This is a genomic window from Allobrachymonas denitrificans DSM 15123 (genome assembly GCF_900110225.1).
Classification (GTDB): Bacteria; Pseudomonadota; Gammaproteobacteria; order Burkholderiales; family Burkholderiaceae_C; genus Brachymonas; species Brachymonas denitrificans.
Genome location: NZ_FOCW01000002.1, coordinates 223,706 through 243,573, shown reverse-complemented (window position 1 = coordinate 243,573; position 19,868 = coordinate 223,706). Strand labels below are relative to the sequence as shown.

The window sequence follows — 19,868 nt, the reverse complement described above, 5'->3', positions numbered from 1 at the left end:
GCGCGTTGCAGGCTCTGCTGATTCTGGCTGCCGCGATGCTGCTGACGCACTGGCTGATTCCGATCCCCTGGCTGGGATATTCGTCCCTTTCGATTTTCCTGCTGTGCAGCCTGCTGATTCTGGGCAATGCCCTGCTGCTCCAGTGGCCGCTCTGGCGCAAGCGCAATTTCAGCCGCGTGCTGCTGGCCATCTGGCTGCTGGCGGTGCTGGTGGTCGGTGTCCATGACCTGATCGCGGTGCTATTCTTCCCCGCCCGGATGGAACTGCTCACGCCGTACACGGGCGTCGCCACCCTGCTGTGCATGGGCGTGATCATGGCGCTGCGGGTGGCGCGTGACTTGCGGCGCATCACGCGCTTCAACAAGGAACTGCAGGAGCGCGTCGACGCAGCACGCGCGGAGCTGCAGGCGGCCAATGAACGCCAGCTGCTGGTCGAGCGCGAACGCTCCCGGCTGAAGGCCCGCATGGACCTGACGCATGACCTGCACGACGGACTTGGCAGCTCGCTGATGCGCGCCATGGGCAGCGTGCGACACGCCCCGGCCCCGATGAGCAACGACGCCTTTCTGGGCTATCTCAAGGTCCTGCGCAATGACCTGAGGCAGATTCTGGATGCCGAAGCCGGTTCGCAGGCCAAGGCGCCGGGGACTCCATCGCAGTGGCTGGCACCGATCCGGCACCGTTTCGGCATGCTGTTCGACGAACTGGCGATGGACGCCCTCTGGAACATGCCGGACGCCTGGCCTTGGCAACCCGAAGCGCGCCATTGCATGGCGCTGGCCCGCGTGCTGGAAGAAGCGCTCACCAACATCGTCAAGCACAGCAAGGCCACGGAGGTGTGCGTGGAACTGAACGCCCTGCCCGCATCGAACGGCATGCAGCTCCACATCCGCGACAACGGCCGGGGCTTCGATGCGGCCCTGATGGAAACCGCCGGCATGGGCATCGGGCTGCAAAGCATGCGGGCGCGCATCGAGCGGCTGGGGGGAACGTGGCAGCTGGACTCCGGCGAGCAGGGAACCCACATCCGGATCACGCTGCCGGACATGTCTTCAGAAAACGCCGCGACCTGAGCACCGGCTCCCGCCACCGCAACGCGGGCAGGCTGCACCCGGCAGCCTTGTCCACGAAACGATGCGTAGCCGGCCTGTTTACTGGAACTGTCCCTTGTCCAGCTTGCCAGGCCACTGTGCCGTGACATCGGCAAAGCGCATGATCTTCCTGCCCTTGTGGTCCTTGAGAAAGTCGCGCGCATCGGCCTCGGTGGCCAGCGGCACGAATTCATGCCCCATGGGGCCGAGCACGTCGGAGCCGATCACGTACCAGGCCTTGCGCGCATCGACCTTGTCGAGGTTGTAGTACTCGGTCACGGCGATGGTGACCATGTCCTCTGCCTTCTGGCGCGGAGCGTACTTGGCCAGGTTGTGCAGGAACTTGAACATGTCCTTGGCACCGTCGAAATGGTGCGTCTGGCCGTTTTTCCAGAGCACGGTAGCCACCCAGGCCGGGTACTTGGACACGACCATGCCGCACACCGGGCACAGGTCCATCGGTGCCGGCTTGGGCACCTTCACCACCGGAGCCGCCACGCCCGGCTGCCCCGCGGCGTGCACCGGAGCAAGGGCCACGGCAGCCAGCAAACCCAGCGTGGCGCGGCGGTTCAGTCGGACGTAGGACATGGTGGATTACCCTTTCTTCTGCTGTTCAGCCATGCGCTTGCGGCGCTCTTCGCGGTTCTTGCGGATCATGCTCACATCCGTAGACAGATCGGCATAGGCAGCGGCCAGTGCCTGGTCGAAACCGACGATCTCGCCGCCATTGGCCTTTTTGGATGCCTCGGCAGCGGCCCGAGTTCCGTAAGCCACCTTGGAACGCTTTGTCATCACGCCCTTGATGCTGCTGCCCACCAGGAAGGCGGCCTTGTCCACTTCCACCAGCGGCTTGACCTCGGCACTGGAGGCATTGTCGCCCACCCAGATCATCTTGGGCTGGCGGTCGATGTTCAAGCCCAGGCTCAGTGCCGAGCAGTGGATGGAGCAGGTGCCGTCCACCAGATCATCACCGTACTGGATCAGCATGCGGCTGTGGCTGTACTGGGTACGGTCCATGCCGCAGTAGGGGCACTTGGGATACTTGGCCAGCTCGTTCTGCAGGGGATTGGCATCCGCTGCCTTCTTCGGGATGAACTGGTTGGGCGTGCCATCGGTCGGGCAACCGGCTTTCTGGGCAACAGCAGGCGTCTGTGCACAAGCCGTGGCCATGACGCCGGCACCGCCGAGCATGGAAAGTTCTACGAAGCTGCGACGTTTCATGAAAGTTCTCCTTGAAGGTACGAGTGGTGTGCCGGTTTATTGCGGGAACCGGCTTCCCGTGAAATGCCTTGGGAAAGACCCCATGCACCGTCCGCAGCACGCGACAACGTGCCGCCCCTGCAGAAGTGCGTCCAGTGCATGGCAAGTGCGACAAGCCTCATGCGGCCTCCAGCAGGATCAGCCCCGACTGCCACACCATTCCCAGCGACAGCAGCAGGTAGAAGCCGAAGCCCAGCAGCGCCACCCAGGCCAGGCGCCGCGCCAGCACGGGCGCCACACCCTGCAGGCTGGGCAGATGCTTCACCCGACCCAGAATGCCGACGCCAATGCCGGCCGCCGTGGCCGCAAACAGCGGGATGTAGATCAGATAGCCGCGGTAACCGTATTCGGGCTTGAGAATGCAGAACGGACAGTGGTGATGCGGATGCTCGTAGATGTAGAGCGAGAGGAAGGAGATGATGCCGGTAATGGCCACGACGAAGGCCGCTGCACTCAGCACGCCAAGCAGCCCGGCTGCCCTGCCCCGCCAGATCTGCCAGGCGGCTGCCGCCATCGCCAGCAGCAGCGTGAGCGCATACACCCACAGCGTCGGTCCCGGCGGCAGGCCGGCCAGGTCACCGCCCAGATCGGTGGCTTCCACCGAGAACAGGCTGCCGCAGCAGGAAGTGATCACGTCGGCACTCAGGTTGCCGAAATACAGCCATTGCAGCCCGAAACTCAGCGCCACCGCCGGCAGCAGCACCGCCACCATCAGCACGAACTTGAGGCGCGTGAGCGGATAGTCCGGCGCCCGCGCATCGGCCGCATGCAGCACCAGCCAGCCGCTGGCCAGAAAGAACACCGCCAGTTGCGCATACAGCGCCGGAAAGCCATAGCTGTTGGCCTGCAGTGTGCCCACCGCGCACATGGCGCCGACAAACTGCACCGCCATGCGGTCGGCATTGAACACGAACAGCAGCAGCGAGGCCATCTGCACCACCAGCACAAAGCCCACCAGCGTGGACAGCAGATAGGTACGCCGCTCCAGCACCAGCTGCAGCCGGCTGCCGCTGCGCAGATCCCAGTGCCGCACCAGCTGCAGCACCCAGGGCGATGCCACCAGCAAGGCCGCCAGCCCCAGACCGGAGGCCAGCAGCAAGGCGAGGATGGCCGGCTGGAAGAACATTCAGCGCACCTCCTGCACCTGGCCGTCGCGCAGGCCGACGCGCTGCTGCACCAGCGGGCTGTCCAGCACCAGCGGATCGTGGCTGGAGAGGATGACCGTGGTGCCCTGGGCGTTGAGACGGCCCAGGATGTCCAGGCATTCCTTCGCCAAAGCGCTGTCCAGGTTGGCCGTGGGCTCGTCGGCGATCAGAATGTCCGGCTGGTTGATCAGCGCGCGCGCAATCGCCACGCGCTGCTGCTCGCCACCGGAGAGCGTCTGCACCAGCGCGCCACTGCGGTGCGACAGGTTGAGCTGGGCCAGCAACTCCTCGGCCCGGTCCAGCAGCATGCGGTACGGCAGCCCCGTGGGATAGGCCGGCACCATCACGTTGTCGCGCGCGCTCATGCCGGCGATCAGGTTGAACTGCTGGAACACGAAGCCGAAACGCTCGCGCCGCAGCGCCGTCAGAAAGCGCTCGGGCAACGAGGAGATATCCTGCCCGTCCAGCCGCACACGGCCGCTGGTGGGACGCGCCAGGCAGCCGATCAGGGTCAGCAGCGTGGTCTTGCCGGAGCCGCTCGGGCCGTGCAGCGCAATCACCTTGCCGCGCTCCAGCGTGAGCGACACGTTCTTCAGCGCCGTGTAGGCATTGGGCTGGCCTTCGTGGAAGGACTTGGTGATGTCGACGAGTTCAAGCATGGCAATGTCCTCAGGCCCGCATCACGGCATCGGGATCGGTGATGGCCGCGCGCCAGCTCGGCACCAGCACCGCCGCCGTGAACGGCACCACGGTAAAGAACAGCAGCGTGAACAGCTGCAGCCCGTCCACCTCGGGGCGCAGCGCAAACTCCGGATAAAGCACCGCCCAGCCCTGCAGCACCGGGCGGAACAAGGCCCCGCCCGCGTGGAACACATGCCAGTAGGCCAGCAGATAGCCGGCCAGGAAGGCGGTGAAGGACACCAGCAGGCCTTCCCACAGCTTCATGCGCAGCACGTCGCCGGTTTCCCAGCCGACGGCTTTCAGGATGCCGATCTCGCGCCGCTCCTGGGCCGACAGGCCGGAAGCCTTGTCCCAGGCCAGGATGGCGAACGCCAGCAGCGCACCGGACAGCACCGCCAATACCATGCCCTCGCGCCAGTCGAACACCGAGGCATAGGTGCGCAGAATCTCCTCGCGCAGGATGGGACGGGAATCCGGCAGCGCCTCGGTCACCTTGGTGGCCACGTTGCGCACTTCCTTGGGGTTGGCGACGGTCAGGGCAATGTCGGTGTAATACCCTTCGGGGAAATTGAACAGGCTGCGGAAATCCTGTTCGGACATCAGCACCAGATCCGCACTCATCAGCTCGGTGGGCTGCGGCAGCACCTGCGCCACCTGGTAGCTGATGATGGTGCCGGCATAGTTGCGGAAGGCAATCGGGTCGCCCGCCTTGATGCCCCGTGTGCGTGCCATGGCCGGCCCGACCATGATGGTGCCCGGCTCGGGCGCAGCCACGGACGGCACCATGAAGGTGTAGTTGGCCTTGACCACGCTGTCGTAGTAGTAGCCCCACAGGCGCAGCTGCTTCTCGCGCACGCCACGGATGCGGCCCATCTTCTCGATGTAGTCCGGCGGAATCAGGTCGGTGCGGCCGGCCACCAGCTTCTGCACCACCACCTCGGGCGCATGCTGCAGCACGCGCGCGCTTTCCTGACGCAGCGCGTGGGTGAACAGCATGACGGAGGCCAGCACGAACACCAGCAGCGTGTACACCACCCACAGGCCGATGGCACGGCCTTTCTGGCGCGCCATGGCGGCGAGCACATAGTCGATCAGGTAGCGTTGTCGGGCAAGCCAGGCGTTCATGGGCGGGGCGCCGGCAACAGGGAGCCGGTGGGGAAGTGGTCAAAGGCCAGGGGGTGATCCTGGAAGGGGGTGTGGCGGTCGGCCTGCGAAAGGTGGCGGCCGTACCGCGCCTCGGTCATCAGGGCGGGATCGGTCAGGCCCAGCTGGCGCGTGAGCGCCTGCGTCTGCTGCAGGCCGCTGTCGCTAACGTGGTCTGCCAGCGCCACTTCGAGCAGGCTGGCACCCATGGCCAGCATGCCAGCCGCCAGCAGGCCCAGCGCCACGCTGGACGGGCGCGCCATCACAAAGCCTCGCGCAGGCTCTTGCGCATGGGTTCGGCCTGGGTGCCGTAGGGAATCAGCTTCACCAGCCGGCCCTTGGCGTTGACGAGGCCGGTATGGGCGGTATGGTCGACCGCGTAGACATCGCTGGCTGCACCCTCGGCCGGCTTCTGCAGCACGTAGTAGACGCGGAAGGCCTTGGCGATTTCCTTGAGCTTGGGCTCGGTGCTGCGCAGCGCCAGCACATCGGGATGGAACAGCTTGACGTAGCTGCTCAGCACTTCGGGCTGATCACGGTTCGGATCAAGCGTGACGAACACGGCGCGCATCTTGGCGCGCTCTTCGGGGCTCAGGCCGGTCAGCACCTGGGCCACCACGGACAGGCTGGTGGGGCAGATGTCGGGGCAGCGCACATAGCCGAAGAACACCAGCAGCGCCTTGTCCTTGAGCGTATCGAGGGGCAACTCGCCCTGGGAACCATAGAGCCTGGCAGCCGGATCGGCCTGCCACAGCATCTTGCCGCTCTCGGCGGCATCGGTCTGTCCATCGCCGCAGCCGGCGGCCAGTACGGTCAGGCCGGGCACGGCCAGCAGAAAACTGCGACGGGAAAATTCTGAATGAACCAGCATCACACCCCCAGAAATCCCGCAGCCGAGCACAGCTCTGCGCAGGGGGCAAACAAATCAGAGGAAAACGGCAGCCCATGACACAAGGCCCCGTCAACGAGGGGCCTGATTTGCGCGGCAGGTCTGTGCACCCTGTCGGGGCATCACAGTAGAAAGAGGGAGTTAGCGCAGATCAGGCCAGATGGATCTGCGCGGGGGGCGCTCGTGTTGGCGCATGCTTTCGGAAGGCAGACGTGCCTGTCGGTGGCGTATCCTGCGCTATCCAGCTCTGGCTGACCGCAACCCTGGGAAGGAGCATACCCTGGGCAATGGGCTCACCTGGCAGTGGAGGAGCGCTCGCCAGCACGCAATAGGGGCAGGACCCCATCATGCCGGATGCCGGCGCGCCGTCTTCGTCCGGGGAATTCTGGGCGTTCCATGGCATGGAGTACATGCCATCGACCGTACAGATGACGATATCGGCGGGATTCAGGGCCACCCCCGCCAGCCGTGCCACGAAGCCGGCGCTGAACACGCTCGACATCACTTGCACGAACATGGCCAAAGCCATCATCCAGAGAGCCAGACGATGGGCCTTGTTCTTTCGGCAGAGAGGGGGATACCGGAAACCTTGCACCACGAAACCATTCTAATCACAAGTTTTGTAAGTGTCCCGAGGGTTGACACACTTCAAGGTGCTTTCTTGTCCGCGATCAACCCCGCATGTAACGCCAGAGTCTCCACACGGCCTGCAGGTAGCACTGCAGCCGCAGTTGGCACTCTCCCCGGCACGGTGCTATCGTGCGCGCATCCAGGGAGAAACCATGTCACAGACTGCTGACGTCATCATCATCGGCGCAGGCATTGCCGGCGCTTCGGCCGCGCACTGGCTGGCACCGCATGCACGCGTGCTGCTGCTGGAGCGCGAATCGCAGCCCGGCTACCACGCCACCGGCCGCTCGGCGGCCCTGTTCATGGAGAGCTACGGTCCGCCGCAAGTGCGCGCCCTCACCCGCGCCAGCCGCGCCTTTCTCGAAAACCCGCCGGCAGGGTTTGCCGAGCATCCCCTGCTCACGCCGCGCGGCACGCTCATCGTTGCCGCGCCCGGGCAGGAAGCGGAGCTGCAGGCCGAATGGGACACCCTGCACGGCCAGTGCCCGCATCTGCGTCGCGTTTCCGTGGAAGAAGCACTGGCCTTGCTGCCCGTGCTGCGACCGGAGCAGGTGGCAGGCGCGCTCCACGATGCCGATCCCTGTGACATCGACGTGCATGCGCTGCACCAGGGCTATCTGCGCAGCCTGCGGCAGGCGGGCGGCACACTGGTGAACCATGCCGAAGTGACCGCCCTCACCCGCACGGGCGATACATGGCGCGTGGACACCAGCGCCGGCACTTTCGAAGCGCCGGTCGTGGTCAACGCTGCAGGTGCCTGGGCCGACCCCATTGCACGCCTCGCCGGCGTCAGGCCGCTGGGGTTGCAGCCGCACCGGCGCTCGGCCTTCACCTTCGCCCCGCCACCCGGAGCCCACATCCAGGCCTGGCCCATGGCCATCGGCGTGGCCGAGGACTGGTATCTCAAGCCCGATGCGGCCCAGCTGCTGGGCTCTCCCGCCAACGCCGACCCGGTCGAGCCGCACGACGTGCAGGCCGAAGAGCTGGACGTGGCCATCGGCATCGACCACATCCAGCGGATGACCACACTGGAGATCCGTCGCCCCAGCCACACCTGGGCCGGCCTGCGCACCTTTGCGCCCGATGGCGAGATGGTCAACGGCTTCGACCCCGAGGTGCCGGGCTTCTTCTGGGTAGCCGGCCAGGGCGGCTATGGCATCCAGACCAGCGCCGCCATGGGCATGGCCGCGGCGGCGCAGCTGCTGGGCCAGCCGCTGCCCGATGCCTTGCTGCAGCAGGGCGTGCTTGCCGAAAAGCTGTCACCCGCGCGCTTCCGGACCTGAATTGTCACACCCCTCCTTCTACAATAGAGGGATTCCCATCCGCATGCAGCCCATCATGAGCCAAGATTCTTCCCTGGTCGTCCGCGAGCAACCCGTCCTCAAGAACCTCTCCGATTACAAGCTGATCGCGTTCGACATGGATTCGACGCTGATCAATATCGAGTGCGTGGACGAAATTGCCGCAGCCGTGGGCAAGAAGGAAGAAGTGGCGGCCATCACCGAGGCTGCCATGCAGGGACTGATCAGCGACTACAAGGAAAGCCTGCGCCAGCGCGTCGCCCTGCTCGAAGGCGTGCCCGAGAGTGCCCTGCAGCAGATCTACGACGAGCGCCTGCGCCTGAATCCCGGCGTGGAAGCGCTGATCCAGGCCTGCAAGAACGCCGGCCTCAAGATCCTGCTGGTGTCTGGCGGCTTCACCTTCTTCACCGAGCGCATCCGCCAGCGTCTGGGCATCGATTTCACGCGCGCCAACCTGCTGGAAGTCGTGGACGGCCAACTCACCGGTCGCATGATCGATCAGGCCTGGGGCGATATCTGCGATGGCGCGGAAAAGGCCCGCACCCTGCTGGAAGTGGCCACGCTGATGGGCATTCCGCCCGAGCAGACCATTGCCATGGGCGATGGCGCCAACGACCTGAAGATGATGGCCGTGGCCGGCCTGTCCGTGGCCTACCACGCCAAGCCCGCCGTGCGCAACCAGGCCATGGTGGCGATCAATGAGGGCGGACTGGACCGTCTGCTGGAAGTGCTGGGCTGATCCTGCCCACCGTCCGGGCGACAGCGTGAAAAAGCCCCGTTCCGTGCGCAAACGCCATCCGCATTAAGCATTTCCGGGGCTATCCCGGTCGTCCCTGTCACACCCCTGTGCTATGGTGAAACCCGAAGCTGCCTGAGGCGGGGGCCTGCCCCGTCTCGCAGCGGTTTCATCTTCGCTGCGCGTTCGCGCGCTCCGTACAAGCATCAGAGGAGGGACGTCATACATGGATACCACCGCCTTCACCACGGCCATGCAGAACACGGTCGGCTCGCAGTTACCCCAGATTCTGGGCGCGCTGGCCATTTTTGCCATCGGCTGGATCATCGCCATCATTGCACGCGCCGGCGTGCGTCGTCTGCTGGGCATGAGCAAGCTCAACCAGCGCATCAACACCAGCACCGGCCGCCAGGTCGATGCCGAATCGCCGATCGCCATTGCGGTGTTCTGGCTCATCCTGCTGGCCGCCGTCGTGGCTGCACTCAGTGCACTGAACCTGTCCACCGTGTCGGCGCCGCTGGCCGTCATGCTGACGGACGTGCTGCGCTATCTGCCGCGCATCTTTGCCGCGGGCGTGATCGGTCTGGTGGCCTGGGTGGTGGCCACGCTGATCAGGATCGGCGTGAGCAAGGCCCTGAACGCCACGCGCCTGGATGAGCGCCTGAGCGCCGAAGCCGGCATGGCGCCGGTCAGCCACAACGCGGGCAACGTGGCCTTCTGGCTGGTGATCCTGCTGTTCCTGCCGGCCATCCTGGGCGCGCTGGAAATGACCGGCCTGCTGCAACCCATGCAGGCCATGCTCGACAAGACACTGGCCATGGCGCCCAACATCCTAGCCGCCCTGATGATCGGTGTGGTGGGCTGGATCGTCGCACGCATCCTGCGCGGCCTGGTGAGCAACCTGCTGGCTGCCATGGGGGCCGACAATCTGGGCAACAAGCTCGGCCATACCGCTGCGCAAGTGGCTGCCACCGAAGCGCCTGCCAACGGCCTGCGCCTGTCCAGCCTGGGCGGCACCATCGTCTACATCATGGTGCTGGTGCCGGCGCTGATCGCCGCACTCGATGCCCTGAAAATCGAAGCCATCAGCCGCCCCGCCACGGACATGCTGCAGCAGTTCCTGACCGCCGTGCCGCACATCATCGCCGCCGTCGTCATCGTGCTGCTGACCTGGTACGTGGCGCGCTTTGCCGCCATGCTGCTGCGCTCGCTGCTGCAGAACGTGGGTGCCGATGCGCTGCCCGCCAAGCTCGGCATGCAGCGCATGTTCAGCGGCAGCCTGCTGCCCTCCAACCTGGCCGGCAGTCTGCTGATGTTCTTCGCCATGCTGTTTGCCGTGGTCGAGGCGGCCAACCAGCTCGGCTTCACCCAGGTGAGCGACCTGCTGACCACTTTCACCGCCTTCGGCGGCGACATCCTGCTGGGCAGCGTGATCATGATCATCGGCTTCTGGCTGGCCAACCTGGCCTACCAGGCGCTGAGCCGTGCCGATCATTCTTCCGGCCTGATCGCCAACATCGCGCGTTTTGCCATTCTGGGTCTGGTGATCGCCATGGGGCTGCGTGCCATGGGTGTGGCCAACGAGATCGTCTATCTGGCCTTCGGCCTGACGCTGGGCGCCGTGGCCGTGGCTGTGGCCCTCGCCTTTGGTCTGGGTGGCCGCGAAGCGGCTGCGCGCCTGGCCAACCAGTGGGTGGACTGCTGCTTCAAGGGCGCCTGCAAGAAGGACAGTGCGCTGGTGCTGCCGGATGAGGCTGTCGCCGCCAAGCCCGCTGCGGACAACGAGGGCCAGCCGCCGCTGGTCTAAACGTCTGAAGTAGCTGCAAACCGGCTGTGTTCCTTGGGAGACAGCCGGTTTTTCCTTGTGCAACGCAAAGGAGTTCGCCCACCGGGAATATAGCCGTTCATGACGCGCACAACTGAAGAGCAGCAATCACGTCTCGGCAGAATCCACTGTCCATGCACGCAGGCGCGAGCGCCATCACGGGCTCAGTCTTGCCGCCACTCCCTGACCAGCAACTCCACAAGCTCTGCCGCCGGCATTTCCCTAGCCAGCGGAGCGCCCTGCCCTGCCCACTGCGCGGCAAACTCGTGATTGCCCTGCTGACTGGCAGCCGCATGCAATTGTTTGGCGGCATCGTAGGCCATGGGATAGCCGGCCGCTGGCGGACTGCCCGTTGCCTCGCCGTGCGCAATCAGGCGGTTCACCATGCCACGCGCCGGACGGCCGGAAATGGCCGCCGTCAGTTGCGTGCGCGCGGCGCGTTCACTCCTGAGATTCTGGCGATAGCTGGCATTGGCCGCCGATTCGGGACACAGGATGAATGCCGTGCCGAGTTGCACAGCAGCAGCCCCCAGATCCAGCATGGCGCGGATGCCGGCACCGTCCATGATGCCGCCAGCCGCAATCACCGGCAGCGCCGTCTGCCTGACCAGCATGCGCACCAGCACCGCCGTACTCCAGCGCTCGTCCACCGCCTCGGGATCGAACATGCCGCGATGCCCGCCTGCCTCGATGCCCTGGGCCACGATGGCATTGACGCCAGCCTGCTCGATCAGCGCAGCTTCCTGCAGATTGGTCGCCGTGGCCATGGTGAAAATGCCCGCTTCGCGCAAGGCCTCGATAGCCGCCGCCGATGGCAGACCGAAATGGAAACTCACCACGGCAGGTCGCAGTTCAAGCAGCATCTGCAAGGCAGATGCATCCTGCACGAAGGTGGGATAGATCTCGTTCAGCGTCGCCGGCAGGTCTGCACCCACCTCGGCGAACAGCGGTGCCAGATGCTGCAGCCACGCCGCTTCGCGCACTGCATCACGCTGCGCCGGGGCGTGGCAAAAGACATTAATGTTGAAGGGCTTGTCGGTCAGGGCGCGTGTGTCCTTAATCATCTGCCGCGCCTGAGCAACCGTATTGGCTCCGATGCCGAGTGAGCCCAGACCACCGGCGTTGGAGACAGCGGCGGCCAGGGCAGGCGTCGAGGTTCCTGCCATCGGGGCCTGGATGATGGGGTACGTGATGCCCAGGCGCGCAAGAAATTCAGGGGACGAAGCCATGCGTGTTGCTCTCATTCAATGGAGTTCAAAGCAACCCTGATGGTAAATCCGCCGTGCAAGTCCCTGTTGCCAGCCTTGCCAATGACGTTGACATCCGGACTGGTCAGAGCACATCTTGCCCACCACTTCAACGACCCATATGTATAGGAAACCCGCCATTTTTATACACGTCAGCTTCGACATGTATAGAAAATCGGGTTTTGTATACACATGATCTGAGCGACTCTCTCAACTCTGAAGACGAGGGAATAAGTGATTGCTCTCCTGCATCGTGTCAATTCCCGCATCAGCTTCGTTCGCAGCCGCATTCGCGGCTCAGGTATTACCGCTGCACACGTTTTCAGCCAGCTTCGCCGCTATGCTTTCCCGCATGCAAGAACCGAACGAGTCATCCTCCACTCCTTCCCTCCCCTCCCCCTGGCGCCGTCGCGCCCGCTCCTGGGCCATCAACATCGCCATCCTGTTCGCTGCCTTTCTCGCCGCCCATCTCTGGCAGACGCGCAACATGGCGTCGGGGCAGGCGCCCGAGGTGCAATTCGAGCGTGCCGTGACGGCCGGCAACAGCCAGACGCTTACCCAGTGGCGCCAGCAGCATGCCGGCGAGCCGGTGGTGCTGTATTTCTGGGCCACCTGGTGCCCGATTTGCAAGCTGGAGCAGGGTTCGGTGGATGCGCTGGTGCAGAAGTATCCGGTGCTGCCGATCGCCATGCAGTCCGGCCCCGCCAGCACGGTGGCGGCCTATGAGCAGAAAAGCGGGCTGCGCTGGAACAGCGCCATGGACCCGCAAGGCGACATCGCACGCACCTTCGGCGTGAATTCCACCCCCAGCTTCATCATCCTGGCGCCGGATGGCACCATCTCCAGCCGCACCGTGGGGCTGACGAGCAACTGGGGGTTGCAACTGCGCCTGCTGTGGGCGCGGATTGCCGGGTGATCAACCCGTATTGCGCAGCCCCGCCGCAATCCCGTTCACCGAGATATGGATGCCGCGCTTCAGGCGCGCGGGTTGCTGCTGCCATGCCGGCAAGGCCAGCTCGGCGGCATCGGGCGCGCCGTTTTCCTTGCTGGCCCGATAGCGGCGCATCAGTTCCACCTGCAGGTGGTTGAGCGGATCGATGTAGGGGAAACGGTGCGCAATCGAACGCGCCAGCGCCGGGTTGTGCGCCAGGCGATCCCGCTCGCCGGTAATCAGCGCCAGCATGTCCTGCGTGGCATCCCATTCGGCGCGGATGGCCCCGAAAATGCGGCGTCCCAGCGCCTGATCCGGCACCAGCTCCACATAGCGCTCTGCAATCGGCATGTCGGTCTTGGAGAGCACCATATCCAGGTTGGACAGCACGGTGGCAAAGAAGGGCCACTCGCGGTACATGCCCTGCAGCGTCTGCAGGCGCTGCGCATCGGGCGTATCGCCACCGGCCAGCAGCCACTGGCGCACGCCGCTGCCAAAGCCGGCCCAGCCCGGCAGCGCCACGCGCGACTGGCCCCAGCTGAAGCCCCAGGGAATCGCGCGCAGATCCTCGATGCTGCGCAGCGCCTTGCGGCTGGCCGGGCGTGAGCCGATGTTCAGCTCGGAAATCTCGCGCAGCGGCGTGGCGGCAAAGAAGTAGTCGGTAAAGCCCGGCGTTTCGTACACCAACGCACGGTAGGCGCCAAAGCAGGCATCGCTGATCTGCTGCGCGGCTTCCAGATACTCCGGCGGCACGGGCTGCGCAGGCTCCAGCAGGCTGGCTTCCAGCGTGGCGGCGACCAGCGTTTCCAGGTTGCGGCGGCCGATTTCGGGGTTGGCATACTTGGAGGCGATCACCTCGCCCTGCTCCGTCAGGCGGATCTGGCCGTTCACGGTGCCGGGGGGCTGCGCCAGAATGGCCTGGTAGCTGGGGCCACCGCCACGCCCCACGGTGCCGCCACGGCCGTGGAACAGGCGCAGCTTCACGCCGTGCTGCGCGCGCAGCGGATCGAACAGCGTCAGTAGTTCCTGCTCGGTCTGGTACAGGTTCCAGTTGCTGGTGAACATGCCGCCGTCCTTGTTGCTGTCGCTGTAGCCGAGCATGATGTCCTGCTCGGCGCCAGAGGCCAGCACCATGTCGAGCACGCCGGGCAGCGCATACCACTCGCGCATGATGCGGGTGGCGGCCTGCAGGTCGGCAATGGTTTCGAACAGCGGCGAGACGATCAGGCGGCTGCTCACCTGCTCCGTGCCGAATCCACGCAGCAGGCCGGTTTCCTTCATCAGCACCATCACTTCCAGCAGGTCGCTCACGTCCTCGGTGTGGGAAATGATGTAGTGGCGCAGCGCGTGGCGGCCATACTGCTCCAGATGCTGCAGTGCAGACTGGAACACGGCCAGCTCGCCGTGCACCTTCTCACTGTAGTCGGCATGCGGCACCTGCAGCGGGCGCACATCCGCCAGCACCTGCTGCAGGCAGGCGCGCTTGCCGGCTTCGTCGAGGGCGCTGTAGTCGTCCTGCAATTGCGCCACGCGCAGCAGTTCGGCCACCACGGCCTCGTGTTCCTCGGAGTTCTGGCGCAGGTCCACCGTGGCCAGATGGAAGCCGAACACCTCCACCGCACGCAGCAGTTCGGACAGGCGCAGCGCCAGCAGCGGCGTTCCGTGGTGTTCGCGCAGCGAGCTTTCGAGCAGACGCAGATGGGCCAGCAGTTCATCGGCGGTGGCATAGGGCTCGCCGCTCACGGCCGGCGCATAGGGCGCATCGGTGCCGGTGCGCTGCTTCAGCGTGGCCGCCACACGGGCGTAGATGCCGATTACCACGCGGCGGTAAGGCTCGTCCTTGCGGTGCACATTGGTGTCGCCCACGGTATCGGCCAGTGCCTGCAGTTCGGGCTCCACATCAACCAGGATGGTGGACATGGACAGCTCCAGCCCCAGCGCATTGAGTTCATGCAGGTAGTGCGTGAGCGCCGTTTCGCAATGCAGGCGGAACGCCAGTGCCAGCGTTTCCGCGCTGACAAAGGGGTTGCCGTCGCGGTCGCCGCCGATCCAGTTGCCCATGCGGAAGAACGGCGCAATCGGCTGGCCCGGCAGGGATTCTTCCAGCTCGGCGTACAGGTGCGGCACTTCGCGCAGGAAGGTGCTGTGGTAGTAGGCCAGCGAGTTGCGGATTTCGTCGGCCACGCTGAGTTTTTCGTCGCGCAGCATGCGCGTCTGCCACAGCTGGGTGATGCGGGCCTTGAGCAGCAGGGTGTTGCGATCCCGCTCGCGGGTGGTGACGACCTGCTCGCGCTCGGCCACCAGCTGCGCAATGGCGCGCTCGGCGGTCAGGATGATGGTGCGCTGCACTTCGGTGGGGTGCGCCGTCAGCACCGGCGAGACATAGGCCTGGTCCAGCAGCCCGGCGATGCGGTCCGCAGAAACGCCCTGTTCCTGCAGCCGCGCCAGACCGGCTGCCAGCGAACCGCGCTGCGCCTCGCCACGACGCTCGTGGAACTGGCGACGGCGGATGTGATGGTGGTCTTCCGCGATGTTGGCCAGATGCGAGAAATAGCTGAAGGCGCGCGCCACCTGCACGGTCTGCTCCAGCGTCAGGTTCTTCAGCAGCTCGGCCAGGGTCTGGCCGGCGCCTTCGTCGTCACGGATGCGGTAGGCCACCGACAGCTGGCGGATGCGCTCCACCAGCTCGTACACGGCTTCGCCTTCCTGCTCGCGAATCACGTCGCCCAGCAGCTTGCCCAGCAGGCGGATATCGTCGATCAGGGGTTGCTCTTTGTCGGTAGGTGCGGGCTGCTGGGACATGGGCGTCTCACAAGGGAAAGGCAGAAAAATTCACTCCAGCCATCTGGGCTGGATTCAAAAATCTCGAGATTAATCGAAAAACGGCAACCCTGAGGCTTGCGTGGAGTTGTGCGGACACGCGGGTATTCCCTGATATTTCAGGGTTTGCAAGGCAATCCGGAGGGGCATTGCCTGCCACTAGCCAGGGCGCGATCACCCCTGCACAGTCCTCAAGGCATGCCGCAGGCGGCCAGCCAGCAGGACTTACAGCGCCTGCCCCATGCGCCGCACGCCTTCCTCGATCTTCTCCAGATCCGAGGTGGCAAAGCTCATGCGGAAGCACGCAGGATCCGGCTGCTGCGCAAAGAACGGCGCGCCCGGCACGAAAGCCACCAGTTTCTCGACGGCGCGCTGGGCAAACTTTCCGGCATCTGTCTCGCCGCCATTGGCGCCCGTCAGACGCAGCCAGAAGAACATGCCGCCACTCGGCGCGTGGAAGCTCACGGCTTCGCCCAGTTCGCGGTGCAGGCTCTCGGCCATGCAGCTGGCGCGCTCGGCATAGACGCGGCGCACCTGGTTCACCGCCTGCGGCAGGCGGTTGCTTTGCAGATAGGCCGCGGCCGTGGCCTGGGCGTAGGTGCTGGTGTTGGCATCGCTGAACTGCTTGCACATCACGGCATTGGACAGCAGCGCCTTGGGCGCCACCAGCCAGCCCAGACGCAGGCCGGGCGACATGATCTTGCTCAGGCTGCCGCAGTGGGCCAGCCAGTCACGGCTGCCGGGCACGTCGTTGCTCAGCGCCAGCAGGCTGGGCGGCGGAGGTGCGTCGAAGAACAGGTCGCCATACGGATCGTCTTCCACCACCAGCGTCTGGTATTGCGCGGCCAGCTCCAGCACGCGCTTGCGGCGCTCCAGCGTCAGCATGGCGCCGCTCGGATTGCCAAAGGTGGGAATCAGGTAAACCAGCTTGGGCTTGTGCTCGGCAATCAGCGCTTCGAGCTTGTCCACCTGCACGCCATCGCCGTCGATGGGCGCGCTGATCACCTCGGCGCCATACAGGCGGAAGCACTGGATGGTGGCCAGAAAGGTCGGGCCTTCCACGATCACCTTGTCGCCGGGCGAGATCATGCACTTGCCGATCAGGTCCAGCGCCTGCTGGCTGCCGGTGGTGACGATGAAATCGTCTTCGGCCAGCGGCGCGCTCTTGTTGTTGGAGAGGATGGCGATCTGCTCCTTGAGCGGACCAAAACCTTCGGTGGCACCGTACTGCAGCGCCGCACCCGGCCACTGCTGCAGCGCATCGGTGCTGGCGGCGCGGAAACCCTCCACGTCAAATAGCGCAGGATCCGGAAAGCCCCCGGCGAAGCTGATGATGCCTGGCTTGCCGAGCAGCTTGAACAGTTCGCGGATGGCAGAGGTTTCGCAGTTTTGCAGACGGGAGGCGAATTGCATGACGCAGATCCTGGAAAAAGCGCAGCCTGCAGCAGCCGCGCCGGCGTGCCACAATCGCGCAATCAATCACAACTCTCAGACTATAGCGGCTCCCGCTCCTTGTAGCGGGCTTGAAGTTTTTTGTGCCCCATGAAAAAAGACCAGATCGTCCGCTTCTTCAGCGTGCTGCAGGCCGCCAATCCGCATCCGGAAACCGAACTGGAATACACCACCCCGTTCGAGTTGCTGATCGCCGTGCTGCTCAGCGCGCAGGCAACCGATGTGGGCGTGAACAAGGCCACGTGCCTGCTCTACCCGGTAGCCAATACACCGCAGGCCATCCTTGACCTGGGCCTGGAAGGGCTGGAGAGCTACATCAAGACCATCGGCCTGTACCGCAGCAAGGCCAAACACATCATGGCCACCTGCCGTTTGCTGCTGGACGAGCATGGCGGTGAAGTACCGCAAAGCCGCGAGGCGCTGGAGAAGCTGCCGGGCGTCGGGCGCAAGACGGCCAACGTGGTGCTGAACGTGGCCTTCGGCGAGCCGACCATGGCGGTGGATACGCACATCTTCCGTGTTGGCAACCGCACCGGCCTGGCACCGGGCAAGACGCCGCTTGCCGTCGAGAAGCAGTTGCTCAAGCGCGTGCCCAAGGAGTTTCTGGTGCATGCGCACCACTGGCTGATCCTGCATGGCCGCTACGTCTGCAAGGCGCGCACGCCCGAGTGCTGGCAATGCGCCGTGGCGGATTGCTGCGATTACCAGCCCAAGACGCTGGCCAAGGCCACACGCAAGAAGACCCTCGCTTGAGCCTGCGCAGCAAGCTGGCGACAATCGGGAATCTGAAAAGAGCCGCTGCCTGCGTGAGCTTCCAGACACTCCCTGCGCAAACAAGCTACCACCCACGATGCGTTTCGCACCCCGCCGCCCGCTGACAGCCGCTGAAATCGCGCTGGTCCAGCCCCTGTTCCGTGACGGGCTGGACTACATGCAGATTCGCATCCAGAGCGGTGGCTGGCTGGGCTTGCCGCATATGACGCGCGCCGCACTTGCGCATGGCAACACGCTCGTCTTTCCGCCCCGCCTGGTGCACCATGACTTCGCCGAGGCCAACGACGCCACCAAGGTCTGGTTCGTGCACGAACTGGTGCATGCCTGGCAATGGCAGCGCGGCTTTCGCCTGTGGCGCCATGGTGCGCGGCTCGCCCTGCGCGGTGGCTATGGCAAGCTTCAGCGCGCCTACCGCTACCAGCACCTGCTGCCGCACACCGAGCGCTTCTGTGACCTGAACATGGAGCAGCAGGCCGACCTGATCGCCCACTATTTCGACGCAGCCTTCCTGCAGGGCGACGGCAGCGTGCACGATCGCACCAGGCATGTGGAGCAGCTGCCGCACTACCGTGCCCTGCTGGCGGATTTTCTGGTCAACCCCTGCAATCTGGCGCTGGTGCCGGCGCGTGGGGCGCATCGCGCGCCACTGGTGTAAGCGAACCCCATCCCGCCATAATCGCCCCATGTCCCATCCGTCTCCTCCCAACACGCCACGCTCCCGTGCCGACCTGTTCTGGTCGTTCAACTGGCTGGCATTGCAGGGGTTTGGCGGCGTGATGGCAATCATCCAGCGCGAACTGGTGGATCGCAAGCAATGGCTCACGCGAGAGCAGTTCGTCGAGGAATGGGCTGTGGCGCAGACCCTGCCCGGGCCGAATGCCCTCAACCTGTCCATTGCCTTCGGCGCGCGCCATTTCGGCCTGTCGGGCGCCCTGGCAGCCCTCGCCGGCATGCTGGCCGGCCCCCTGGTCGTGGTGCTGCTGGTCGCCCTGCTCTATGCCGATCTCGCCACGCATCCCGTTGCACAAGGTGCCCTGCGCGGCATGGGGGCCGTGGCCGCCGGCCTGGTCACTGCCACCGGGCTGCGTCTGGCCAGTGCCCTCGGAAAGCATCCGCTGGGCTGGCCGCTGGCCGCATGCATCGCGCTGCTCGCCTTCATCGCCGTCGCCCTTCTGCGCTGGCCCCTGGTCTGGGTGCTGCTCGTGCTGGGCAGCCTGAGTTGCACCCTCACCTACATCCGCCTCGGTCAGCAGGCTGCGGCCAAAGGCCGGCCATGAGCATCACCCTCACGAACGCCGACTGGCTGGACATCTTCCTGCAGTTTCTCTCGCTCTCCCTGCTGGCCGTGGGCGGCCCGATGAGCACGGCACCGGACATGCACCGCTACCTGGTCACCCAGCAGCACTGGCTGACGGAGGCTCAGTTCAGTTCCTCGATTGCGCTGGCACAGGCGGCTCCCGGGCCGAACGTGCTGTTCGTGGGGCTGCTGGGCTGGAATCTGGGCCTGAATGCAGCGGGCGGCCTGGGCGCCGGCCCCCATGCCATCGCCCTGGCGCTGTTCGGACTGCTGCTCGCCATGACCGGCTGCATGCTGCCGGCTCTGGTTCTGGCCTATCACGCCAGCCGCTGGGCGCAACGCCACAGCGATCGCCGCCCGGTACGCGCCTTCAAGGCCGGCATGGCACCGCTGGTGGTCGCGCTGATGATCGCCACCGGCTGGCTGCTGGCCGCCGCGCATGGCAATGCCGCTGAGGACTGGCGGCTCTGGCTGCTGACACTGGCCGCCACCCTGATCGTGTGGCGCACGCAGGTGCACCTGCTCTGGCTGATTGCTGCAGGTGCCTTGCTGGGAGGATTGGGCTGGGTCTAGCCGGGCAACGAACCCGCACGTCGCCAGCCCGCCCCTTTTCAGTCACTCTGACCCTGTACCGACAGGCTGCACA

20 protein-coding genes are annotated in these 19,868 nt (G+C 65.3%); 9 read left to right on the top strand and 11 right to left on the bottom strand.

The features are described from left to right. Nucleotides 1-5: 5 nt before the first annotated feature. Nucleotides 6-1,073 (top strand): sensor histidine kinase, encoded by a 1,068-nt coding sequence (locus BMW28_RS07565; protein ID WP_091816090.1) that lies wholly within the window; start codon nt 6-8, stop codon nt 1,071-1,073. 78 nt (nt 1,074-1,151) lie between these two features. Here the strand turns inward: BMW28_RS07565 and BMW28_RS07560 are convergent, their stop codons facing one another. The 8 genes from BMW28_RS07560 to BMW28_RS07525 form a co-directional block, all read right to left on the bottom strand. Beyond that, a complete protein-coding gene (locus BMW28_RS07560; protein ID WP_091816088.1) occupies nt 1,152-1,679 on the bottom strand; it encodes a nitrous oxide reductase accessory protein NosL in 528 nt (175 codons plus the stop codon). A gap of 6 nt (nt 1,680-1,685) precedes the next feature. Next, a complete protein-coding gene (locus tag BMW28_RS07555; protein WP_091816085.1) occupies nt 1,686-2,312 on the bottom strand; it encodes a nitrous oxide reductase accessory protein NosL in 627 nt (208 codons plus the stop codon). 157 nt (nt 2,313-2,469) lie between these two features. After that, on the bottom strand, nt 2,470-3,477 hold the full coding sequence (locus BMW28_RS07550) for a hypothetical protein (protein WP_091816083.1): 1,008 nt from the start codon (nt 3,475-3,477) through the stop codon (nt 2,470-2,472). Further along, nucleotides 3,478-4,155: an ABC transporter ATP-binding protein gene (locus BMW28_RS07545; protein ID WP_091816080.1), complete on the bottom strand. Its 678-nt coding sequence runs from the start codon at nt 4,153-4,155 to the stop codon at nt 3,478-3,480. A 10-nt stretch (nt 4,156-4,165) separates the two neighbouring features. After that, nucleotides 4,166-5,302 (bottom strand): ABC transporter permease, encoded by a 1,137-nt coding sequence (locus BMW28_RS07540; protein ID WP_091816077.1) that lies wholly within the window; start codon nt 5,300-5,302, stop codon nt 4,166-4,168. Beyond that, nucleotides 5,299-5,583: a hypothetical protein gene (locus tag BMW28_RS07535; RefSeq protein WP_091816075.1), complete on the bottom strand. Its 285-nt coding sequence runs from the start codon at nt 5,581-5,583 to the stop codon at nt 5,299-5,301. The genes BMW28_RS07540 and BMW28_RS07535 overlap by 4 nt, the downstream gene beginning before the upstream one ends. Further along, entirely contained in the window at nt 5,583-6,191 is a 609-nt protein-coding gene (locus tag BMW28_RS07530; protein ID WP_091816072.1) for an SCO family protein, read from the bottom strand. The genes BMW28_RS07535 and BMW28_RS07530 overlap by 1 nt, the downstream gene beginning before the upstream one ends. Nucleotides 6,192-6,360: 169 nt before the next feature. Further along, nucleotides 6,361-6,741, bottom strand: coding sequence for a DUF2946 family protein (locus tag BMW28_RS07525; protein WP_091816069.1), 381 nt, complete (start codon nt 6,739-6,741; stop codon nt 6,361-6,363). 250 nt (nt 6,742-6,991) lie between these two features. Here BMW28_RS07525 and BMW28_RS07520 point away from each other — a divergent pair, with 250 nt between their 5' ends. The 3 genes from BMW28_RS07520 to BMW28_RS07510 all read left to right on the top strand — a co-directional run bounded on the left by BMW28_RS07520 (nt 6,992) and on the right by BMW28_RS07510 (nt 10,683). Then, nucleotides 6,992-8,122, top strand: coding sequence for an NAD(P)/FAD-dependent oxidoreductase (locus tag BMW28_RS07520; RefSeq protein ID WP_091816066.1), 1,131 nt, complete (start codon nt 6,992-6,994; stop codon nt 8,120-8,122). A gap of 55 nt (nt 8,123-8,177) precedes the next feature. After that, nucleotides 8,178-8,879 carry a phosphoserine phosphatase SerB gene (gene serB, locus BMW28_RS07515; protein ID WP_091816233.1) on the top strand — a complete coding sequence of 234 codons (702 nt, stop codon included), beginning with the start codon at nt 8,178-8,180 and terminating at the stop codon, nt 8,877-8,879. Nucleotides 8,880-9,102: 223 nt separating this feature from the next. After that, nucleotides 9,103-10,683, top strand: a complete 1,581-nt coding sequence (locus BMW28_RS07510; RefSeq protein WP_091816064.1) for a mechanosensitive ion channel — start codon at nt 9,103-9,105, stop codon at nt 10,681-10,683. Between the two features lie 182 nt (nt 10,684-10,865). On the opposite strand, the gene BMW28_RS07505 is transcribed toward BMW28_RS07510, so the two are convergent. Beyond that, on the bottom strand, nt 10,866-11,930 hold the full coding sequence (locus BMW28_RS07505) for an NAD(P)H-dependent flavin oxidoreductase (protein WP_091816061.1): 1,065 nt from the start codon (nt 11,928-11,930) through the stop codon (nt 10,866-10,868). A 370-nt stretch (nt 11,931-12,300) separates the two neighbouring features. Between BMW28_RS07505 and BMW28_RS07500 the strand changes: the two genes are divergently transcribed. After that, nucleotides 12,301-12,864 (top strand): redoxin domain-containing protein, encoded by a 564-nt coding sequence (locus BMW28_RS07500; protein WP_143280557.1) that lies wholly within the window; start codon nt 12,301-12,303, stop codon nt 12,862-12,864. Here the strand turns inward: BMW28_RS07500 and ppc are convergent, their stop codons facing one another. Both ppc and BMW28_RS07490 read right to left on the bottom strand, forming a co-directional pair. Further along, complete coding sequence (gene ppc, locus BMW28_RS07495; RefSeq protein ID WP_091816056.1) at nt 12,865-15,681, bottom strand: phosphoenolpyruvate carboxylase; 2,817 nt, start codon at nt 15,679-15,681, stop codon at nt 12,865-12,867. A gap of 243 nt (nt 15,682-15,924) precedes the next feature. Further along, nucleotides 15,925-17,112: an aminotransferase-like domain-containing protein gene (locus tag BMW28_RS07490; protein WP_091816053.1), complete on the bottom strand. Its 1,188-nt coding sequence runs from the start codon at nt 17,110-17,112 to the stop codon at nt 15,925-15,927. Nucleotides 17,113-17,241: 129 nt separating this feature from the next. Between BMW28_RS07490 and nth the strand changes: the two genes are divergently transcribed. The 4 genes from nth to BMW28_RS07470 all read left to right on the top strand — a co-directional run bounded on the left by nth (nt 17,242) and on the right by BMW28_RS07470 (nt 19,795). After that, nucleotides 17,242-17,904, top strand: coding sequence for an endonuclease III (gene nth, locus BMW28_RS07485; protein ID WP_091816051.1), 663 nt, complete (start codon nt 17,242-17,244; stop codon nt 17,902-17,904). 97 nt (nt 17,905-18,001) lie between these two features. Continuing rightward, nucleotides 18,002-18,580, top strand: a complete 579-nt coding sequence (locus tag BMW28_RS07480; protein ID WP_091816048.1) for a hypothetical protein — start codon at nt 18,002-18,004, stop codon at nt 18,578-18,580. 28 nt (nt 18,581-18,608) lie between these two features. Next, nucleotides 18,609-19,202 (top strand): chromate transporter, encoded by a 594-nt coding sequence (locus BMW28_RS07475; RefSeq protein WP_091816045.1) that lies wholly within the window; start codon nt 18,609-18,611, stop codon nt 19,200-19,202. Then, on the top strand, nt 19,199-19,795 hold the full coding sequence (locus BMW28_RS07470) for a chromate transporter (protein ID WP_091816043.1): 597 nt from the start codon (nt 19,199-19,201) through the stop codon (nt 19,793-19,795). Before BMW28_RS07475 ends, BMW28_RS07470 begins: the two co-directional genes overlap by 4 nt. Nucleotides 19,796-19,868: the final 73 nt, after the last annotated feature.

Coding starts and splice junctions, on each gene's coding strand:
- BMW28_RS07540 (WP_091816077.1), bottom strand. CDS start 5,302: ATGAACGCCTGGCTTGCCCGACAACGCTACCTGATCGACTATGTGCTC.
- BMW28_RS07545 (WP_091816080.1), bottom strand. CDS start 4,155: ATGCTTGAACTCGTCGACATCACCAAGTCCTTCCACGAAGGCCAGCCC.
- BMW28_RS07470 (WP_091816043.1), top strand. CDS start 19,199: ATGAGCATCACCCTCACGAACGCCGACTGGCTGGACATCTTCCTGCAG.
- BMW28_RS07535 (WP_091816075.1), bottom strand. CDS start 5,583: ATGGCGCGCCCGTCCAGCGTGGCGCTGGGCCTGCTGGCGGCTGGCATG.
- BMW28_RS07530 (WP_091816072.1), bottom strand. CDS start 6,191: ATGCTGGTTCATTCAGAATTTTCCCGTCGCAGTTTTCTGCTGGCCGTG.
- ppc (WP_091816056.1), bottom strand. CDS start 15,681: ATGTCCCAGCAGCCCGCACCTACCGACAAAGAGCAACCCCTGATCGAC.
- BMW28_RS07475 (WP_091816045.1), top strand. CDS start 18,609: ATGTCCCATCCGTCTCCTCCCAACACGCCACGCTCCCGTGCCGACCTG.
- nth (WP_091816051.1), top strand. CDS start 17,242: ATGAAAAAAGACCAGATCGTCCGCTTCTTCAGCGTGCTGCAGGCCGCC.
- BMW28_RS07480 (WP_091816048.1), top strand. CDS start 18,002: ATGCGTTTCGCACCCCGCCGCCCGCTGACAGCCGCTGAAATCGCGCTG.
- BMW28_RS07505 (WP_091816061.1), bottom strand. CDS start 11,930: ATGGCTTCGTCCCCTGAATTTCTTGCGCGCCTGGGCATCACGTACCCC.
- BMW28_RS07550 (WP_091816083.1), bottom strand. CDS start 3,477: ATGTTCTTCCAGCCGGCCATCCTCGCCTTGCTGCTGGCCTCCGGTCTG.
- BMW28_RS07500 (WP_143280557.1), top strand. CDS start 12,301: ATGCAAGAACCGAACGAGTCATCCTCCACTCCTTCCCTCCCCTCCCCC.
- BMW28_RS07520 (WP_091816066.1), top strand. CDS start 6,992: ATGTCACAGACTGCTGACGTCATCATCATCGGCGCAGGCATTGCCGGC.
- BMW28_RS07555 (WP_091816085.1), bottom strand. CDS start 2,312: ATGAAACGTCGCAGCTTCGTAGAACTTTCCATGCTCGGCGGTGCCGGC.
- serB (WP_091816233.1), top strand. CDS start 8,178: ATGAGCCAAGATTCTTCCCTGGTCGTCCGCGAGCAACCCGTCCTCAAG.
- BMW28_RS07510 (WP_091816064.1), top strand. CDS start 9,103: ATGGATACCACCGCCTTCACCACGGCCATGCAGAACACGGTCGGCTCG.
- BMW28_RS07490 (WP_091816053.1), bottom strand. CDS start 17,112: ATGCAATTCGCCTCCCGTCTGCAAAACTGCGAAACCTCTGCCATCCGC.
- BMW28_RS07525 (WP_091816069.1), bottom strand. CDS start 6,741: ATGATGGCTTTGGCCATGTTCGTGCAAGTGATGTCGAGCGTGTTCAGC.
- BMW28_RS07560 (WP_091816088.1), bottom strand. CDS start 1,679: ATGTCCTACGTCCGACTGAACCGCCGCGCCACGCTGGGTTTGCTGGCT.